We start from the raw sequence: 15,777 nt of genomic DNA, 5'->3' as shown, positions 1-15,777 counted from the left end.
ACGCCGGGGCGTTGGTTCCGGGGCGTTCGCCGTAAGTGCAATCACGAGCTTGATCCTTCCGTCGTCCCCGGCCAGGCAGGGGATGCGCCGCCACTTCCGGGTTCTTCACCAGCGGGTAGCTGGCTTCCCGCAGCCGTTGCCGGCCAGGCCCTGGTGGACTATGTTGCGGGTCACATTCCAGAGGAAACTACCACATGGAATGGGACAAAAACCGGGCAATGCCGCGGAAACCACGCGCCCCGTATCAGATCGTTATGAATAATTCTGTGGAATTGATTTGACTGGACGATTGCATGGCCTGAGGCGTAATCTACGCCCCGCGCACCACCCGTGTGACTAGTTCCCGCCAGGATTCGGCCAGCCGCCCGGGTTCGATGCCATGGATCCGGACCGCATGCAGCAGCCGCTCCGGGTCCAGCGTGGCACTGAGGGCCATGGCCATCAGGCGGGGGTCCGCGTCCATGCCTTCCTCACGGAGCAGCAGCTCGATATGGCGGTGCCACAGGACGGCGGCCGGAACGTCAAAGCGGTTGTGGGCAGACTCGTCGGCGGCGCGGGCAAGTTCCCCGTATTCCAGCACGTAGGCAATGCGGGCCGCGCCGAAGGCGACGAGCCGCTCGAGGCCCGGAGCGCCCGGGCCCAATGGCGGCGGGCCGAACATAAACCGGGACTGGAACTCTGCCTCGGCGTCACTGAGGAGTGTCATCATGAGGCCGGCCCTGCTGCCGAACCGGCGGAAGACGGTCCCCTTGCCCACGCCGGCACGCTCGGCGAGCCTGTCCATGGTGAGCCCGTCGGCGCCGCATTCCTCGATCAGTTCGCGCGCGGCCCCCAGCAGGCGCTCACGGTTCCGGGCGGCGTCGCTGCGCTCGGTGACCGGTCCGGACAGGGATCCGGGGCGCAATGGGATGAAGCTCACATCCCACATTCTAGACCCCGGGAATAATATCCGGACCGTAGTCCGTTTAGACGGTGAAGGCCTCAACAGCCTGAGTTTCCGAACCAGCCTGCGGACCTGCCGCAGCCCAGACCCAGGAGCCACCATGTCACAGAGCACCGTCCTTACCCTCGTCGGCAGCCTCCGCGCCGAATCCACCAACCAGAAGCTCGCCGAGGCCATCGCGCTGAACGCGCCGGAGCACGTTGACGTGGTCATCCACGAAAGCCTCGGCAATATCCCGTTCTACAACGAGGACATCGACGTGGAAGGCCAGGTCCCCGCCGCAGCCGCCGCACTGCGCGCCGCCGCCAACGAAGCCGACACCCTCCTGCTCGTCACTCCTGAGCACAACGGCACCGTGCCGGCGTCCCTGAAGAACGCCATCGACTGGCTGTCCCGCCCCTTCGGCGCCGGCGCCCTGGCAGGCAAGCCCACCGCCGTCGTCGGTACCGCCTTTGGCCAGTTCGGCGGAGTGTGGGCCCAGGACGAGGCCCGCAAGGCTGTCGGCATCGCCGGCGCCCAGGTGCTTCAGGACGTCAAGCTGGCGGTTCCGGGCTCCATGGTCCGCTTCGCTGAGCTGCACCCGAAGGATGACGCTGAGGTTGTGGAGCAGATCAAGGGTGTCTTTGAGGCCCTCGACGCTGCACGCACCGCCGCTGCCGCCGCCTAACACTGATACCGAAAGCCCCGCATGTCGCAAGGTGTGCGGGGCTTTCGTTATGGCTCCGTGAACCGCAGGCCCCAGCGGTGTGGCCGCGTGACCAACTCTTGACCCAACCGGTACCGCACCGGCATTCCCTGTCCTGCGGGGCCGCCGTAACGTTAAATGCACGGAACTTTCCGGACGGAATCGCGGTGCTGGGATGGCAAGCAGGCGAAGCGCCACACAACGGGCGGCGGCGGCAGCGCTGGCCCTGGTGCTTCCGCTGTGGCTGGGGTCCTGCGCCGCCGGCACTGACTTCCCGGCCGGAACGGCCGCCAGCGAACGGACAGCCGCGCCGGACGAGCCACTGAGCCCCGCCCCCCAGCCGCAGGCCGCACCACCGGCCGGGTCACTTGGAAGCGCCGGCCCAACGGCGAGTCCGGCGCCTTCCGGCGGCGCACCGGCCGGCGCCCCTTCGGACGGGGCGGGCACACAGCCGGGGAACACGCCGTCCGCAGGCTCGTCGGGCCCGGCCGCCGGTTCCGGCAGCGCCGGCCAGGCCCAGACCACCGTCCCGGGAACGGGGCCCGCAAAGGGTCCGACGCCGTCCAGCCAAACTCCTGCTCCCGACGATCCTCCGCGCGGCAATGCGGCCGGAACCCAGGCAGTCACGGCCTACTACGTCCTCCTTGACGACGGCGGCAGCAGTGGCGTCAGGTTCGGCTGCAACGACAGCCTGGTGGGCGTCAGGCGCGCCAACGCGGAGTCCGCCAGCCCGCTCCCGGCGGCGATCGGCGCGCTGCTGGACGGATCCGCGCCACCCATCGCGGATGTCTACAACTCACTGTCCGGCTCCGCCCTGGACTTCCTTTCCGGCAGCTTCGATGGCACCACGGTCACGGTGTATCTGGCAGGAACCATCCGGCCCGGCGGAGTCTGCGACATTCCGCGGATCGAAGCACAGCTGACCCAGACTGCGGTTTCGGCTGTCGGCGCCATCCGGGCTGAGATCTACGTCAACGGCGTGGGACTGGCCGAAGCCCTGAGCCTGAAGTAGGACCGCGCCATCCCGGACTATCCGCCGAACAGGGCGTCCATGGCCGCGTGGCTGCGCGCCCCGGCCAGCCCCGACCAGTTCCCGTCGCCCAGTACCTCCCCGGCTACCCGGGACACCGTTGCATAGGCCGCCTTCGCGGTGTTGCCGCCGATGCTGATCCGCTGCACGCCGGCGTCGTGCAGCTCACCCACCGACGGCGCCCCGACACCGGCGAGCGCGTTCAGCGGCGCATCAATGCGGCGCGACAGTTCATGCAGCACGTGCAGGTCTGTTACGCCGGGAACAAAGATTCCGCTCGCGCCGGCGGCGAGATAAGCCTCGGCCCTGCTGACCGTCTCCTCAAAAGCCTGTTCCGGATAGGCGCCGGAAAGGTACGTGTCCGTCCGGGCATTGATGAAGAGGTCGACGCCGGCAGCCTGGGCGGTCTCCCGGACCACGTTCAGGCGGCGGCACTGTTCGCCGACATCCGTGAGCGGGTCATCTCCCGAGTCCTCGAAGTTGATGCCGACGGCGCCCGCGTCCAGCACCGCCAGGATGGTGTCCCGGAGCCGGCGGTGGTCATAGCCCAGGCCGTCACCCGCATAGCCCGTTTCGACGTCGGCCGTGACCGGCAGCGACGTGGCCGAGACGATCCGCGCCAGTGCTGCCATTGCCAGTCCTGCCGGGATCCTGTTGCCGTCGGGAAAGCCCATGCTCCAGGAAATGGCTGAGCTTGAGGTGGCAATCGCCGTGGCCCCGGCTTCCTCCACGAGTTTCGCGGACGCCGCATCCCAGACATTGACCAGGACCAGCGGCTCGCGGCCGTGGTGGAGTGACCTGAATGCTGCGGCCAGCGGTATGGACTGCGGGGGTGTCGTCATCCGTCTATTCCAGCCCTTCCGCCCCCGGACGTAAAGCTTCCGCCTGCTCATCGTGGCTCATTGATAAACAAGTGTTGCCTTATCAGCAACTGTCGGCTGTATCCTGAAGGTGTGACCCACGAAACACTTGATGCCGCAGCAGCGCTGCTGCCAGCAGAAGCCATTGACGCTATCGAACGCGCGGCCACGTCCGCACACCGCCACGAGGACCTGTTCTCGGAGCGCGCCGCCAACATCAAGCAATCCGCTGTCCGCGACGTTTTTGACATCTCGATGCGGCCCGGACTGGTCTCCCTCGCCGGCGGGAGCCCCTACCTGCAGTCGCTGCCCCTGGAACGGCTGGCCCGCACTGCGGCTGGCATCATCGCCGAGGATGGCCTTACCGCCCTGCAGTACGGCGGAGGCCAGGGCATGGAGGAACTGCGCGGACAGATCTGCGAAGTGATGGCGGCCGAAGGCATCCTCGATGCCCTGCCGGAGAACGTGGTGATCACGGCGGGCTCGCAGTCGGCCCAGGACGTGGCCACCAAGGTCTTCTGCAACCCTGGGGACGTAGTCCTGGTGGAGAACCCCACGTACGTCGGCGCGCTGAATACCTTTGAGGCATACCAGGTCCAGGTGGAAACCGTGGAGATGGATGATCACGGACTGGTCCCCGAACTGCTGGGGGCGAGGATCGCGGCGCTGCAGACCGCGGGAAAGAACATCAAGTTCCTGTACACCATTCCCAATTTCAACAACCCGTCCGGGATCACGCTCGCGCAGGACCGCCGGCAGCAGATCGTGGATATATGCCGCAAAGCGAATATTCTGGTGCTGGAGGACAATCCGTACGGGCTGCTGCGGTTCGACGGCGAGCCGCTGGCACCCCTGCGCGCGGCCAACCCGGCCGATGTCATCTACATGGGCTCGTTCTCAAAAATCTTCGCCCCCGGCCTCCGCATCGGCTGGGCACTGGTACCCGAGCACCTGCAGCGGCGCTATTACCTCGCCTCGGAGGCCGTCACACTGTGCCCGCCGACGCTGAACCAGATGCTCGTGTCCGCATACCTCCGCGACTACGACTGGAAGGGCCAGATCCAGACCTACCGGGTGCTCTACGCCGAACGATGCCAGGCGATGCTCGCGGCCCTGGCCGAGCACATGCCCGACGGCGCAAGCTGGACCAGCCCGGAGGGCGGCTTCTTCGTCTGGGTGACGCTCCCCGACGGCGTGGACACCTACCCCCTGCTGAAGAAGGCGATCGACGCCGGCGTCGTCTTTATCCCCGGCGCCGCCTTCACCCCGTCCGATGAGCCATCCAACAAACTAAGGCTGGCGTTCAGCGCCGTCCCGCCCGACGCGATTACTGAAGGTGTCCGCCGTTTGGCCCCCGTACTGCGGGAAGCCATCGCCGCGCTGTAGCCTTGGCCAGACTGGATCAGGCGCCACTTACCGAAGCAAAGGAGCAAAGATGAGCGGAATTATTGTTGTTGGGGTTGACGGCAGCGGAACTGCCAAGAAGGCCGCAGAGGCCGCAAGGGACCTCGCGGCCGCCGTGGGCGCGTCACTTCACGTGGTCTCCGCGTTCGACAGTGACCGCACCGAAGTGTTCGGCAGCGGCAGCGACCAGTGGATCGTCTCGGATGCAGACGGCGCGGAGAACGTGGCCCGGACGGTGGCGGACTCTCTCGCCGGCGACGTCAAGGTGACATACTCGGCCGCCCGCGGAAAGCCTGCCGAAGCACTCATCAAGGAAGCCGAGCGCCTGAGTGCCCGGATGATCGTGGTGGGCAACCGGCGGATGCGCGGAATCGGCCGGGTCCTGGGCAGCGTGGCCAACAGCGTGGCACATAACGCCACGTGCGATGTCTACATCGCCAACACCTACGACGCCGACTGACCCGAGCACCGAATCGGGACACCACGCACCGCCCGTACGGTGGCGTGCGTGGTGTCCCTTCTCACCCTCGGAACGCCGTTTCCGCTGCGCAGCCGACGATAAAATTGAAGGGCCCCCAAAGGTGCGGACAACCACCAACCACACCACTTAAGGGGTCCCCTTGATCACTCTCCAGCGCCGCCAGCTTGTTGGCCACGACATCCTCCTGGCCCGGCACGGCAACCACATCTGCTCCATGCGGGTGGACCGTGGAAACGGCCGCGTTGTGGCCCTGCTGGACGACGGGACCGTGGACAGCGCCCCCAACCTCATCTCCCCGGGGCTGCGCCTCCCGGAAACCTTCCGCAGTGTGGTCCGCGAGGACTGGAAGTTCTTTGCGGCGCTCTCGGCGATCGGCACCGGCGTGGGCGGGCTCATCATGGCAGTTGCCTGGAACTTCAGCGCCACGGCCATCAGCCCTGAGACCATCCAGCTGATGTCCACCTACGCGTCCTACTGACCGACTGGCCGGCGGCGGCGCTCCGGCGGCTAGACCAGCCAGCCCTGCAGCAGCCACCAGAAGCCCGACATCACCAGCCCGCCCACGAGCGACCCGGCCACCACCTGGCCCGCGGTGTGGGCCCGGAGGACCACCCGGGACCAGCCCACCGCAGGTATCAGGACCAGCAGCGGCAGCCAGGCCGGCCCAAGCATCAGCACGGTGATAACGGCCGACGACGATATCGCCGCAGCGTGTCCGCTGATCTTCCAGAAGGGGCTCACCGCCCCGATCACCACAATGCCGCCGACGATGGCCAGCACCATCACCACAACACTCCGCGGCGCACCGGTCACGTCAAGAACCAGAAGTCCTGCCAGCACGGACGCGAGTGCCATCAACAACACGGGCGCCCGCTGCCTGCGGTCGCTGACATGGTGGTCCGTGACCTTGCCCAGCTTCACCAGGACCAGCAGCAGCACCAGGGGCAGGACGCACACGAACAGCGCAGCCAGGGCCCCGTAGCCGATCGTTCCCGGGAAACCGGGTTCGGTGAGGGGGCTGACCAGCAGCTGGACCGACACCACCACCGGGGGCTGGAGAACCTCGGTCAGCCAGCGGGCCGTCCGGTTTTTGATGCGTAATGCTGAATCGGCCAACGGGCCTCGTTGGTTGGTCTGCTGCTCCTGCATCGTGGTTTTAGTCCAGCAGGAGCGCCGGCTCCTCAAGGATGGCGGCGACGTCGGCCATAAAGCGGGCGGACAGGTCACCGTCCACCACGCGGTGGTCGAAGGACCCGCCCAGGGTGGTGATCCAGCGCGGGATGACTTCGCCGTCCAGCACCCACGGCTTCTGCTTGATGGTTCCGAAGGCGACGATGGCCACCTCGCCGGGGTTGATGATGGGCGTCCCCGTGTCGATGCCCAGGGCGCCGATGTTGGTGATGGTCAGGGTGCCGCCCTGCATTTCGGCCGGCTGGGTCTTTCCGGCCCGGGCCGTGGTGGCCAGGTTGTTCAGCGCCAGGGCCAGTTCCTTGAGCGAGAGGTCCTGGGCATCCTTGATGTTGGGCACCATGAGTCCACGCGGGGTGGCGGCGGCGATGCCCAGGTTCATGTAGTGCTTGACGTGGATCTCCGCCGCGTCGGTGCCGCCGGCGTTGTCCACCCAGGTGGCGTTGACGCTCGGGTTACGGGCCGCGGCCCAGATGACGGCCTTGGCGAGGATCAGCAGCGGCGAAACCCTGATCCCTTCGAAGTCACGGGAGGCCTTGAGCCGCTTGACGAACTCCATGGTCCGGCTGGCGTCGACGTCCACGAAGATGCTCACGTGCGGCGCGGCAAAGGCGGACTCCACCATGGCCTTGGCGGTGGCCTTGCGGACGCCCTTGACCGGGATCCGTTCAATCCTCTGGTCCTGCGGCTTCCCTGCCTTGCCCCAGAAGCCGTCTGCCTTGTCCAGTTCGGCATCCCGCTGTGCCTGGTAGCTCACCAGGTCTTCGCGTGTGACTTCGCCGCGGGAGCCGGTGGCCACCACGTCGGCCAGGTCGATGCCCAGGTCGCGGGCAATCTTTCGCACAGGAGGCTTGGCCAGGACCCGGTTCACCAGGCCGGTGATGGTGTCGCCCAGCGTGGGCCGGTCATCGACGCCGTTGGCGATGGAGGCTGGCGGCGTCACTTGGGCTACAGTGCGGGCCTCGACGGGCTCGGCCACCGGGACCGGGGCTGAGACGGCCGGCGCGGCAGGTGCGGCCTTGCGCGCGCGGCGCTTGACGGCGTCGGCCTTGGGACCGGAGCCCACCAGCGGACCGCCGGCCAGGGCACCGTCCGAAGTGTCGGCGTCGGACGCAGGCAGCTTGCCGTACAGCGGCTGCACCGGCAGGGCGGGCGCCGGGACGTCCGCCGGGGTGGGGTCACCGGACACGGAATCGGAGACGCTGATAATGGCGGTCCCGACGTCGATGGTGATCCCCTCGGGGACCAGCAGCTCTGTGACGGTCCCGGCGAAGGGCGACGGAAGCTCCACGAGGGACTTGGCCGTTTCGATCTCACACAGGACGTCGTTGATGGCGACAGTGTCACCCGGCTTGACCTTCCAGGAGACGATTTCCGCTTCGGTCAGGCCTTCGCCCACGTCAGGGAGATTGAACTTGTTCACAGTCATGGTGTCCTCGGTTTCGGGAGCTCAGGTCCTTGTCTCCTGGCCAGGAGACGGGGCGGCAAGTCTGGGAAGGGTATGGCGGACGCCTAGTAGGCCAGTGCCCGGTCCAGCGCCTCAAGGATCCTGTCGATATCGGGAAGGTAGTCTTCCTCGACCTTGGCGACGGGGTACGGCATGTGGAAGCCGCCAACACGGATGACGGGGGCTTCGAGGGACAGGAACGCGCGTTCGCTGATCCGGGCCGCGATCTCGCCGCCGATGCCGCCGAAGGTGGGTGCCTCGTGGGCCACCACCAGGCGTCCGGTCTTTTTGACTGACGCTTCCACGGTGTCGAAATCGATCGGCGAGATGGAGCGGAGGTCAATGACCTCCACGCTGCGGCCGTCCTCAACCGCGGCGTGCGCGGCGGCGAGGGCAACGGGCACCAGCGGGCCGTACGCCACGATGGTGGCATCTGTGCCCTCCCGCAGCACATGCGCTTTGAAGGGGTCCTGCGCCGTGCCGGCGGCTTCGACATCGACCTCGCCCTTGAGCCAGTAACGGCGCTTGGGTTCAAAGACGATGACGGGATCCTGGCACTCGACAGCCTGCTGGATCATCCAGTACGCGTCATGCGGGTTGGACGGCGTGATGATGCGCAGCCCCGCGGTGTGGGCGAACAGCGCCTCGGGGGACTCGGAGTGGTGCTCCACGGAGCCGATGCCGCCGCCATACGGGATGCGGATGACGACCGGCACTGTGAGGTTGCCGTTGCTGCGGGCGTGCATCTTGGCCAGCTGCGTGGTGATCTGGTTGAAGCCGGGGAACACAAACCCGTCGAACTGGATTTCGCAGACGGGGCTGTAGCCCCGCAGCGCGAGCCCGATGGCCGTGCCGATGATGCCGGACTCTGCCAGCGGTGTGTCCACCACCCGCTCCGGGCCGAATTCGGCAATCAGGCCGTCAGTGACGCGGTAGACGCCGCCGAGGGGCCCGATGTCTTCACCCATCAGCAGGGATTTGGGGTGGTTGGTCAGGGCTGCGCGGAGGCCTTCATTGATGGCCTTGGCGATTGTCATGGTGGTCATCAGTGGCCTGCCTCTGTTTCTGCCTGTCCGGCCGGTTCCTCGCCGGCAAACCCTGCGCTGTATTCCTCGAACCAGGCCAGCTCCTCCGCAACCAGCGGGTGGGCCTCGACATAGGTGGTCGCGAACGCGGTGCGGATGTCCGGGGTCTCCAGGTCGTGGGTGGTGCGCCGGACGTACGCGGCGAGTTCGTCGCCGTCGGCCTTGACCTTGTCAAAGAATGCGTCATCCGCGAGGCCCTCGGCCCGCAGGTACTTCTCCAGCCGGGCCAGCGGGTCCTTGGCCCGCCACGCATCCTCTTCGGCCGACTCCCTGTATTTGGTGGGGTCATCGGCGGTGGTGTGGGCGCCAACGCGGTAGGTGAAGGCCTCGATCAGTACCGGCCCCTTGCCCTGGCGTGCGTGGTCGAGGGCCCATTCGGTGACCGCGTGCACGGCGATGACGTCGTTGCCGTCCACCCGGATGCCCGGGAAGCCGTAGCCCTTGGCGCGGTTGGACAGCGGAATGCGGGTCTGCACCGTGCTGGGCACAGAGATGGCCCAGTGGTTGTTCTGGCAGAAAAAGACCACCGGGGCGTTGTACGAGGAGGCGAAGACCATGGATTCGTGGACATCGCCCTCCGAGCTGGCGCCGTCGCCGAAGTAGGCCATGACCGCTGCCGGCGGCTCCGTGCCCACGGGGTCCGAGGCCGCGGCCGACTTCTGGTCCCGCTGGATGCCCATGGCGTAGCCCACCGCGTGGAGGGTCTGGGCCGCCAGGACGAGCGTGTAGAGGTGGAAGTTGGTGTCCTTGGGGTTCCAGCCGCCGTTGGAGACACCGCGGAACTGGCGCAGCAGTTCCGCAAGGTCCACATTCCGGGTGAGGGCGACGCCGTGCTCGCGGTAAGTCGGGAAGATGTAGTCCTGGGGCTGGCTTGCACGGCCGGAACCGATCTGGGCGGCTTCCTGGCCGGTCAGCGGAACCCAGAGGGCAAGCTGCCCCTGGCGCTGGAGCGCGGTGGCCTCCACGTCAAAGCGGCGGATGGCAGCCATGTCGGCGAAGAGCCCGCGCAGCTTTTCCGCGTCAAGTTTTTCGGCGTACGTGCTGTAGACGGGATCGGTTACAAGCTTCCCGTCCGGTCCCAGCAGCTGGACCATCTGCGCCGGGGGCACGCCCATGGCGGCCTCGGCATCAGCCTCAAGCTGGTCGTCTACCGCTGTTCCGTCGAACTCGGTGGAGGGCAGATGTGTGGCGCCCATACCGTCTCCTTGCTTGCCGCATGCGGATGCGTTGCAATGTCGCTGGGATATATGCCGCTGAGGGAATGCATTCCGCAGCTGGCATATATATTGGCTTACTGATCCTAACTTTATCTTCAGTAGGTAGCGCGCTGGCTACATGTTAAGCGCTAGGAACGGCGCGGCGGCTTTGTATAGTCTGCACACAGCCGCAGGAACCGGGTGTTCGCTTCCACCTCGCCGATGCTCACACGCACACCCTCGTTGCCGAATGCACGCACGGAAAGGGCCTGCGCCCCCGCCAGCTCGGCGAATTCCCCGCTGTTGGCGCCCAGGTCCAGCCAGACGAAGTTGCCCTGCGCCTCGGGTACGAACCAGCCAAGGTCCCGCAGTCCGGCCGTGACCCGGTCCCGTTCATCGACCAAGCTTTGTACCCTTTCTACAACCTGGGGGTAATTCTGCAGCGACACAATTGCTGCCTGCTCGGCGATCTGAGACACGGCAAAGGGCGTGGCCGCCACCCGGAGGTGCTGCGTGAGTTCCGGATTCGAAACGCTGTACCCCACCCGGAGCCCGGCGAGGCCGTGGGCCTTGGAGAACGTCCGGAGCACCACAACGTTGGGGTATTTGCGGTACATGGCGATCCCGTCCACAGCGTCCTGGGCCCGGACGAATTCCTGGTACGCCTCATCGATCACCACCACGACGTCGGTGGGTACGGCCTGGATGAACCGCTCCGTTTCCGCCGTGGTCAGGATGGGACCGGTGGGGTTGTTGGGGGTGCACAGGAGGATGACCCTGGTGCGGACGGTGACCGCCGCCGCCATGGCGTCCAGGTCATGGCGCCCGTCCGCAGTCAGGGGGATCCGCACGCTTTCAGCGCCGGCCAGGCCGACGCTGATGGGGTACGCCTCAAAGGACCGCCACGCGTAGATCACCTCGTCGGCCTTGCCGTCGTCATTCTGGCCGGCGAACGTGGTGAGCAGCTGGTTGAGGGCGCCAAGGCTTCCGGCGCCCGTCACGATGTCTTCCGCGGGGACGTCGAGGAACTCGGCGAGCGCAGCCCGGAGCTTGCTGCTGAGGGGATCCGGGTAGCGGTTGAAGTCGCTCTGGCGTGCGATGGCCTCCATGACGGCGGGGATCGGCGGCAGCGGGTTCTCGTTCGAAGACAGTTTGTAGCTGGCCAGTCCGTCAACGGCGACGGGGGGCTTGCCGGCGGCGTAGCGGGGAAGCCGGCCCACCACAGGGCGCGGCCTGATTCCCCCGGCCAGGGTCTCTGATGAAGTCATGCCAACTAGCCTACTTCTCCCGGCAGGGGCGCCGAAGGCGCCTGCAGGCGGAAGGTTTGGGCTCCGGCTTGCCAGCCAGGGCCGCCCCGGGACCGTCGCTCAGGGCAGTGTGACAGCATGGGCTCATGCGCTCTTTCATCATGCGGGTCCTGATTAACGGACTGGCCCTCTGGATCGCCAGCTGGATCCTGCCTGGCCTGGACATCTCCACGGCGGCCACGACGAACGCCGTGGCCGAATCCGGTGTCACGCAAGGCACGGACGCCATCGGGATCACGCTCGCCTATCTTTTCGTGGGGCTGATTTTCGGCGTTGTGAACGCGTTCGTCCGGCCCCTGGTCAGCTTCCTTTCATTGCCCATCACCATCCTGACGCTTGGGCTGTTCACCGTCGTCATCAATGCCGCCATGCTGTACCTGACGTCCTGGATCAGCGGCTACACACCGGTGCGCTTCACGATCGATTCCTTCTTCTGGACCGCAGTGTTCGCGGCGATCATCATCAGCGTGATCTCCGTGGTGGCAGGGCGGCTGCCGGGCGCGCGCAGGCGCTGACCGTCAAATCACGGCGCCCGATCAATCTGAGACGGCCGCGGAGGCGCTTGCGGCATGGGCGTCGGGACTGGTCCGCGTGCGGGCTGCGGCTCGGGGGGCTTTGAACGCGTCAGCGCGAAACGGGTGGCCGAAGCCGTTCCGCCTGCTCCAAGCACCCCTCCCAGGACAGCGGTTGACGCCACGAGGGAAGGATCGTCGCTCGCTGCAACGAGGCGCGCGCCGTCCTGATAGTTAGTCAGGTTGTGGCCGGGACCAAGGCCGCCATCTTCACCTGTCGGCGTCCGTACAGGCTGGTTCAGCGTGACCGTCACCCTGTCCCGGGTGTCTGGGCCGGGCGTGGCGTCCCCTCCGGGGACCCAGTCCTGCCGGTGCTCCAGGTGAAGGGTGCTGACGCCGGCCGCCGGAGGGATGCCGCCAACCGGGGAACCAGCTGTCAGCACGTACTTCACGTCGTACTCCTTGAGGAACAGTTCATCGGCGGCAAGGTTCATCGCATGGATGCCGCCCTGGCTGTACCCCACAGCCACGACGGGCGCCCCTCTTTCTGCGCCGGCCTCCTGCAGGGCCCGCAGCACGGCCTTGTTGATTTCGGCGGAGTCATGACCCAGCCCTTCAGCGATGCCTGCCTCATCGAAGGGATTATCTCCCCCCATATCGTCGCCTGCGGGCTGCGTGCCGGGAACGACCACCACGTAGGCTTTCTGTCCCCCGTTATCCACCTCGATGACTTCCATATAGCCCTCACCCCGCTCATTGATGATCCGCGTCCGTTCCAGGAGTGCAGCCGGTGAACCATCAAACTCAATGGGCAGCGTCTCCTGCCGCTCCAACGCGACAGGGCGCGGCTTCAGGATTCTGATGGACCGCCCGCCCAGGCCAGTGAGCAAAGGAACGGCCGCCGCGATGTGCCTCCCGGCCGCCAGATCGGCTCCAATTGCCATGAAGAAGCGTTCAGGCGAAAGTGCCAGCAGCGCGCCCATGGCAAGCGGGCCTGTGACGAGTTCGGCGACTTCCCTGTTGGGAACCCTCCCCAGCCATGCGTCTCCTGCCTGGCGCGCCAGGGTCTCAGGGTTGGCCAGCCCTGCGCCCATTCCGCGGGAGAGGCCCGCCCACGCCTCCGCGGCTTCGTAGTCCGTTTTGCACTCCCGTACCTGCCGGCTGATGCGCTGCAGCTCCGTACGGACGGCCTGCACGCCCCACTGGGCCTCCCCGACGTCCATCAGGGCAGCCGTGCCGGTGGGACGCGGTTCGTTCTGGTAGGGGCACAGGTCTTCCCAGATGCGGCGGACCTCCACTTCCACGGCAGCCAACTCGTCCGCAGCAGCGTCGAGCTTCTCGGCGCCGCCGATCAGTTCCTCCAGCTGAAAACTGATGCCACCCACACCACCGCGAATCTCCAGGGAACCGTCCACGGCCGGCCCGGTCAGGTGGATGGGTCCGCCGCTGCCGGAAGGGGTCACCTCGGCCATCAGAAGCGCCCCGCCGGGTTGCCGGCCGAAGCGGCCACGGCCTGCGCGTGGCGCCTCACCGAAGCCAAGGCTTCCTCGAGCCGTACGCGCGCCTTTCCCAGCGCCACCTCCTGGAGGGCCACCGAATTCCGGTACGCCCGTCCCGCCGGTGACTGCCAGTCCAGGAGCTGGATTTCGCGGAACCCGGCGAGGACCTTCTCCACCCTCGCAAGACACAGGTCAACCCCGCCCGCCAACTGCTGAACCTCATAACTGCGGGACATGCATGCCGCCATATCGGCTGCCGTCACGTCACTGCCCATCTCCGTTCCTTTCCCAACTGCACACAGGAATGCCTGGTCCCTGAGCCGCCACCGCCCTGAACCCCGACGCTACGGAACGGTGCCCGGGCTACGGAAGCACCGCCGTCGGCTATGTGGACAACTGGTGCCGGCTGTTCATACGAGCAGTCCGCTTAAGCGGCGGTGGGGAGTTCGTGAAAGAATCAGCACATGCCTGAAACTGCCGCCACAGCTGATACCCGCACGCCCTCCGGACGCCTGGCCCTTGCCGCGTCACCGGACCAGATCGCCCTGGGCCCGCTGGACGGCCGCTACCAGTCCGCCGTCGCACCCCTCGTTGACTACCTGTCCGAGGCGGCCCTCAACCGCGACCGCGTGGCCGTCGAGGTCGAATGGCTCATCCACCTGACCAGCAACAACGTCCTCCCCGGCGCGGGCCCGCTCACGCCGGAACAGCAGGACCGGCTCCGCGCCATCGTCACGGAGTTTGACTCCGCATCGGTCTCCGAACTCGCCGAAATCGAAGCCGTGACCGTCCACGACGTGAAGGCCGTGGAGTACTACATCGGCCGCCGGCTGCCGGCCATCGGCATCGAACACCTCACCGCCATGGTCCACTTCGGCTGCACGTCCGAGGACATCAACAACCTCTCCTACGCCCTGGGCGTCAAGGGGGCTGTGGAGGATGTGTGGCTGCCGGCCGCACGCGCCCTCGTGGCCCAGATCAGCAAGATGGCCGAGGACAACCGGGCGGTCCCCATGCTGTCCCGCACGCACGGCCAGCCGGCCACGCCCACCACCCTGGGCAAGGAACTTGCCGTCATCGCGCACCGCCTGACCCGCCAGCTGGACCGCGTCGCCAAGACCGAATACCTCGGCAAGATCAACGGCGCCACCGGCACCTACGCCGCCCACGTGGCCTCAGTCCCCGGCGCCGACTGGCAGCAGGTCGCCAAGTCCTTCGTCGAGGGCCTGGACCTGACCTGGAACCCGCTGACCACCCAGATCGAAAGCCACGACTGGCAGGCCGAGCTGTACGCCGACGTCGCCCGGTTCAACCGGATCCTGCACAACGTCTGCACGGACATCTGGAGCTACATCTCGATCGGCTACTTCGCCCAGATCCCCGTAGCCGGCGCCACCGGATCCTCCACCATGCCGCACAAGGTCAACCCGATCCGGTTCGAGAACGCCGAAGCCAACCTCGAGATCTCCTCGGGCCTCCTGGACGTCCTAGGCTCCACGCTGGTCACCTCCCGCTGGCAGCGCGACCTCACCGACTCCTCCAGCCAGCGCAACATCGGCGTGGCGTTCGGCCACTCCCTGCTGGCCATCTCCAACGTCGCCAAGGGCCTGGACCGCCTCGACGTTGCCGAAGACGTTCTCGCCGGCGATCTGGACACCAACTGGGAAGTCCTGGGCGAGGCCATCCAGATGGTCATGCGCGCCGAGGCGATCGCCGGCGTCGAAGGCATGGAAAACCCGTACGAGCGGCTTAAGGACCTCACCCGCGGACAGCGTGTGGACGCCGCCCGCATGCAGGAGTTCGTCCAGTCGCTGGGACTCTCCACCGAGGCCGAGGCGCGGCTGCTCGCCCTCACACCCGGCAAGTACACCGGCATCGCGGACCAGCTGGTGGACCACCTCAAGTAGAACCTGAATCAGTACGACGGCGGCGCCGGGCTCCTGCGGGGGCCCGGCGCCTTCGTTTTGGGCCTCTGTATCCGGGGCCGGTTCGTTCCCGCCCAGTTGCTGGCCCGGGCGCCGGGCGAATCGTGGTGACACGCCGTGTCCGGCCACCCAGAGGCATCACAAACCGGGAGGGAACGCACGACGGCGGCCGGGCCAGCCAGGCGCCCGGTATTGCCGCAAGGTGCGAAACTGGG

General features: G+C 66.9%; 16 protein-coding genes. 7 read left to right on the top strand and 9 right to left on the bottom strand.

The features are described 5' to 3' along the window. Positions 1-310 precede the first annotated feature (310 nt). Positions 311-919, bottom strand: coding sequence for a helix-turn-helix domain-containing protein (locus J2X42_RS15750; protein ID WP_310166701.1), 609 nt, complete (start codon positions 917-919; stop codon positions 311-313). Between the two features lie 124 nt (positions 920-1,043). On the opposite strand from J2X42_RS15750, the gene J2X42_RS15745 reads away from it, so the two are divergent. Together J2X42_RS15745 and J2X42_RS15740 are read left to right on the top strand one after the other, a co-directional pair. Further along, a complete protein-coding gene (locus J2X42_RS15745) occupies positions 1,044-1,610 on the top strand; it encodes an NADPH-dependent FMN reductase (RefSeq protein ID WP_310166700.1) in 567 nt (188 codons plus the stop codon). 193 nt (positions 1,611-1,803) lie between these two features. After that, positions 1,804-2,640, top strand: a complete 837-nt coding sequence (locus tag J2X42_RS15740) for a hypothetical protein (RefSeq protein WP_310166699.1) — start codon at positions 1,804-1,806, stop codon at positions 2,638-2,640. 17 nt (positions 2,641-2,657) lie between these two features. Here J2X42_RS15740 and J2X42_RS15735 read toward each other — a convergent pair whose 3' ends face one another. Continuing rightward, positions 2,658-3,500: an isocitrate lyase/phosphoenolpyruvate mutase family protein gene (locus J2X42_RS15735; RefSeq protein WP_310166698.1), complete on the bottom strand. Its 843-nt coding sequence runs from the start codon at positions 3,498-3,500 to the stop codon at positions 2,658-2,660. A gap of 111 nt (positions 3,501-3,611) precedes the next feature. Here J2X42_RS15735 and J2X42_RS15730 point away from each other — a divergent pair, with 111 nt between their 5' ends. The 3 genes from J2X42_RS15730 (at position 3,612) to J2X42_RS15720 (ending at position 5,881) form a co-directional block, all read left to right on the top strand. After that, positions 3,612-4,904 carry a PLP-dependent aminotransferase family protein gene (locus J2X42_RS15730; protein ID WP_310166697.1) on the top strand — a complete coding sequence of 431 codons (1,293 nt, stop codon included), beginning with the start codon at positions 3,612-3,614 and terminating at the stop codon, positions 4,902-4,904. A gap of 49 nt (positions 4,905-4,953) precedes the next feature. Continuing rightward, entirely contained in the window at positions 4,954-5,382 is a 429-nt protein-coding gene (locus J2X42_RS15725) for a universal stress protein (protein ID WP_310166696.1), read from the top strand. Positions 5,383-5,542: 160 nt separating this feature from the next. Beyond that, positions 5,543-5,881 (top strand): hypothetical protein, encoded by a 339-nt coding sequence (locus tag J2X42_RS15720; RefSeq protein ID WP_310166694.1) that lies wholly within the window; start codon positions 5,543-5,545, stop codon positions 5,879-5,881. A 29-nt stretch (positions 5,882-5,910) separates the two neighbouring features. Here J2X42_RS15720 and J2X42_RS15715 read toward each other — a convergent pair whose 3' ends face one another. The 5 genes from J2X42_RS15715 to J2X42_RS15695 all read right to left on the bottom strand — a co-directional run bounded on the left by J2X42_RS15715 (position 5,911) and on the right by J2X42_RS15695 (position 11,587). Next, positions 5,911-6,552, bottom strand: coding sequence for a phosphatase PAP2 family protein (locus J2X42_RS15715; protein ID WP_310166693.1), 642 nt, complete (start codon positions 6,550-6,552; stop codon positions 5,911-5,913). 7 nt (positions 6,553-6,559) lie between these two features. Continuing rightward, positions 6,560-8,020, bottom strand: a complete 1,461-nt coding sequence (locus J2X42_RS15710) for a dihydrolipoamide acetyltransferase family protein (RefSeq protein ID WP_310166692.1) — start codon at positions 8,018-8,020, stop codon at positions 6,560-6,562. A gap of 83 nt (positions 8,021-8,103) precedes the next feature. Continuing rightward, positions 8,104-9,084, bottom strand: a complete 981-nt coding sequence (locus J2X42_RS15705) for an alpha-ketoacid dehydrogenase subunit beta (RefSeq protein WP_310166690.1) — start codon at positions 9,082-9,084, stop codon at positions 8,104-8,106. After that, positions 9,084-10,319, bottom strand: a complete 1,236-nt coding sequence (gene pdhA / locus J2X42_RS15700) for a pyruvate dehydrogenase (acetyl-transferring) E1 component subunit alpha (RefSeq protein ID WP_310166689.1) — start codon at positions 10,317-10,319, stop codon at positions 9,084-9,086. The genes J2X42_RS15705 and pdhA overlap by 1 nt, the downstream gene beginning before the upstream one ends. A 149-nt stretch (positions 10,320-10,468) precedes the next feature. Then, the gene (locus J2X42_RS15695; protein WP_310166688.1) at positions 10,469-11,587 is read right to left on the bottom strand and encodes a histidinol-phosphate transaminase; all 1,119 of its coding nucleotides are present in this window, start codon (positions 11,585-11,587) and stop codon (positions 10,469-10,471) included. 125 nt (positions 11,588-11,712) lie between these two features. Here J2X42_RS15695 and J2X42_RS15690 point away from each other — a divergent pair, with 125 nt between their 5' ends. Further along, positions 11,713-12,141: a phage holin family protein gene (locus J2X42_RS15690; protein ID WP_310166687.1), complete on the top strand. Its 429-nt coding sequence runs from the start codon at positions 11,713-11,715 to the stop codon at positions 12,139-12,141. 8 nt (positions 12,142-12,149) lie between these two features. On the opposite strand, the gene J2X42_RS15685 is transcribed toward J2X42_RS15690, so the two are convergent. Together J2X42_RS15685 and J2X42_RS15680 are read right to left on the bottom strand one after the other, a co-directional pair. Next, entirely contained in the window at positions 12,150-13,610 is a 1,461-nt protein-coding gene (locus J2X42_RS15685) for a hypothetical protein (protein WP_310166686.1), read from the bottom strand. Continuing rightward, complete coding sequence (locus J2X42_RS15680; protein ID WP_310166685.1) at positions 13,610-13,912, bottom strand: hypothetical protein; 303 nt, start codon at positions 13,910-13,912, stop codon at positions 13,610-13,612. The genes J2X42_RS15685 and J2X42_RS15680 overlap by 1 nt, the downstream gene beginning before the upstream one ends. A 189-nt stretch (positions 13,913-14,101) precedes the next feature. On the opposite strand from J2X42_RS15680, the gene purB reads away from it, so the two are divergent. After that, entirely contained in the window at positions 14,102-15,544 is a 1,443-nt protein-coding gene (gene purB / locus J2X42_RS15675) for an adenylosuccinate lyase (RefSeq protein ID WP_310166684.1), read from the top strand. Positions 15,545-15,777 lie beyond the last annotated feature (233 nt).

It is taken from the genome of Arthrobacter sp. BE255 (genome assembly GCF_031457335.1).
Taxonomy (GTDB): Bacteria; Actinomycetota; Actinomycetes; order Actinomycetales; family Micrococcaceae; genus Arthrobacter.
The sequence above is the reverse complement of the archived record's forward strand: the minus strand, read 5'-3'. Positions and strand labels throughout refer to the sequence as shown.

Excerpts from the sequence above, each read along its gene's own strand:
- J2X42_RS15705 (WP_310166690.1), bottom strand. The coding sequence starts at position 9,084 with ATGACCACCATGACAATCGCCAAGGCCATCAATGAAGGCCTCCGCGCA.
- J2X42_RS15735 (WP_310166698.1), bottom strand. The coding sequence starts at position 3,500 with ATGACGACACCCCCGCAGTCCATACCGCTGGCCGCAGCATTCAGGTCA.
- J2X42_RS15685 (WP_310166686.1), bottom strand. The coding sequence starts at position 13,610 with ATGGCCGAGGTGACCCCTTCCGGCAGCGGCGGACCCATCCACCTGACC.
- J2X42_RS15745 (WP_310166700.1), top strand. The coding sequence starts at position 1,044 with ATGTCACAGAGCACCGTCCTTACCCTCGTCGGCAGCCTCCGCGCCGAA.
- J2X42_RS15740 (WP_310166699.1), top strand. The coding sequence starts at position 1,804 with ATGGCAAGCAGGCGAAGCGCCACACAACGGGCGGCGGCGGCAGCGCTG.
- pdhA (WP_310166689.1), bottom strand. The coding sequence starts at position 10,319 with ATGGGCGCCACACATCTGCCCTCCACCGAGTTCGACGGAACAGCGGTA.
- J2X42_RS15695 (WP_310166688.1), bottom strand. The coding sequence starts at position 11,587 with ATGACTTCATCAGAGACCCTGGCCGGGGGAATCAGGCCGCGCCCTGTG.
- J2X42_RS15725 (WP_310166696.1), top strand. The coding sequence starts at position 4,954 with ATGAGCGGAATTATTGTTGTTGGGGTTGACGGCAGCGGAACTGCCAAG.
- purB (WP_310166684.1), top strand. The coding sequence starts at position 14,102 with ATGCCTGAAACTGCCGCCACAGCTGATACCCGCACGCCCTCCGGACGC.
- J2X42_RS15715 (WP_310166693.1), bottom strand. The coding sequence starts at position 6,552 with ATGCAGGAGCAGCAGACCAACCAACGAGGCCCGTTGGCCGATTCAGCA.
- J2X42_RS15680 (WP_310166685.1), bottom strand. The coding sequence starts at position 13,912 with ATGGGCAGTGACGTGACGGCAGCCGATATGGCGGCATGCATGTCCCGC.
- J2X42_RS15710 (WP_310166692.1), bottom strand. The coding sequence starts at position 8,020 with ATGACTGTGAACAAGTTCAATCTCCCTGACGTGGGCGAAGGCCTGACC.
- J2X42_RS15690 (WP_310166687.1), top strand. The coding sequence starts at position 11,713 with ATGCGCTCTTTCATCATGCGGGTCCTGATTAACGGACTGGCCCTCTGG.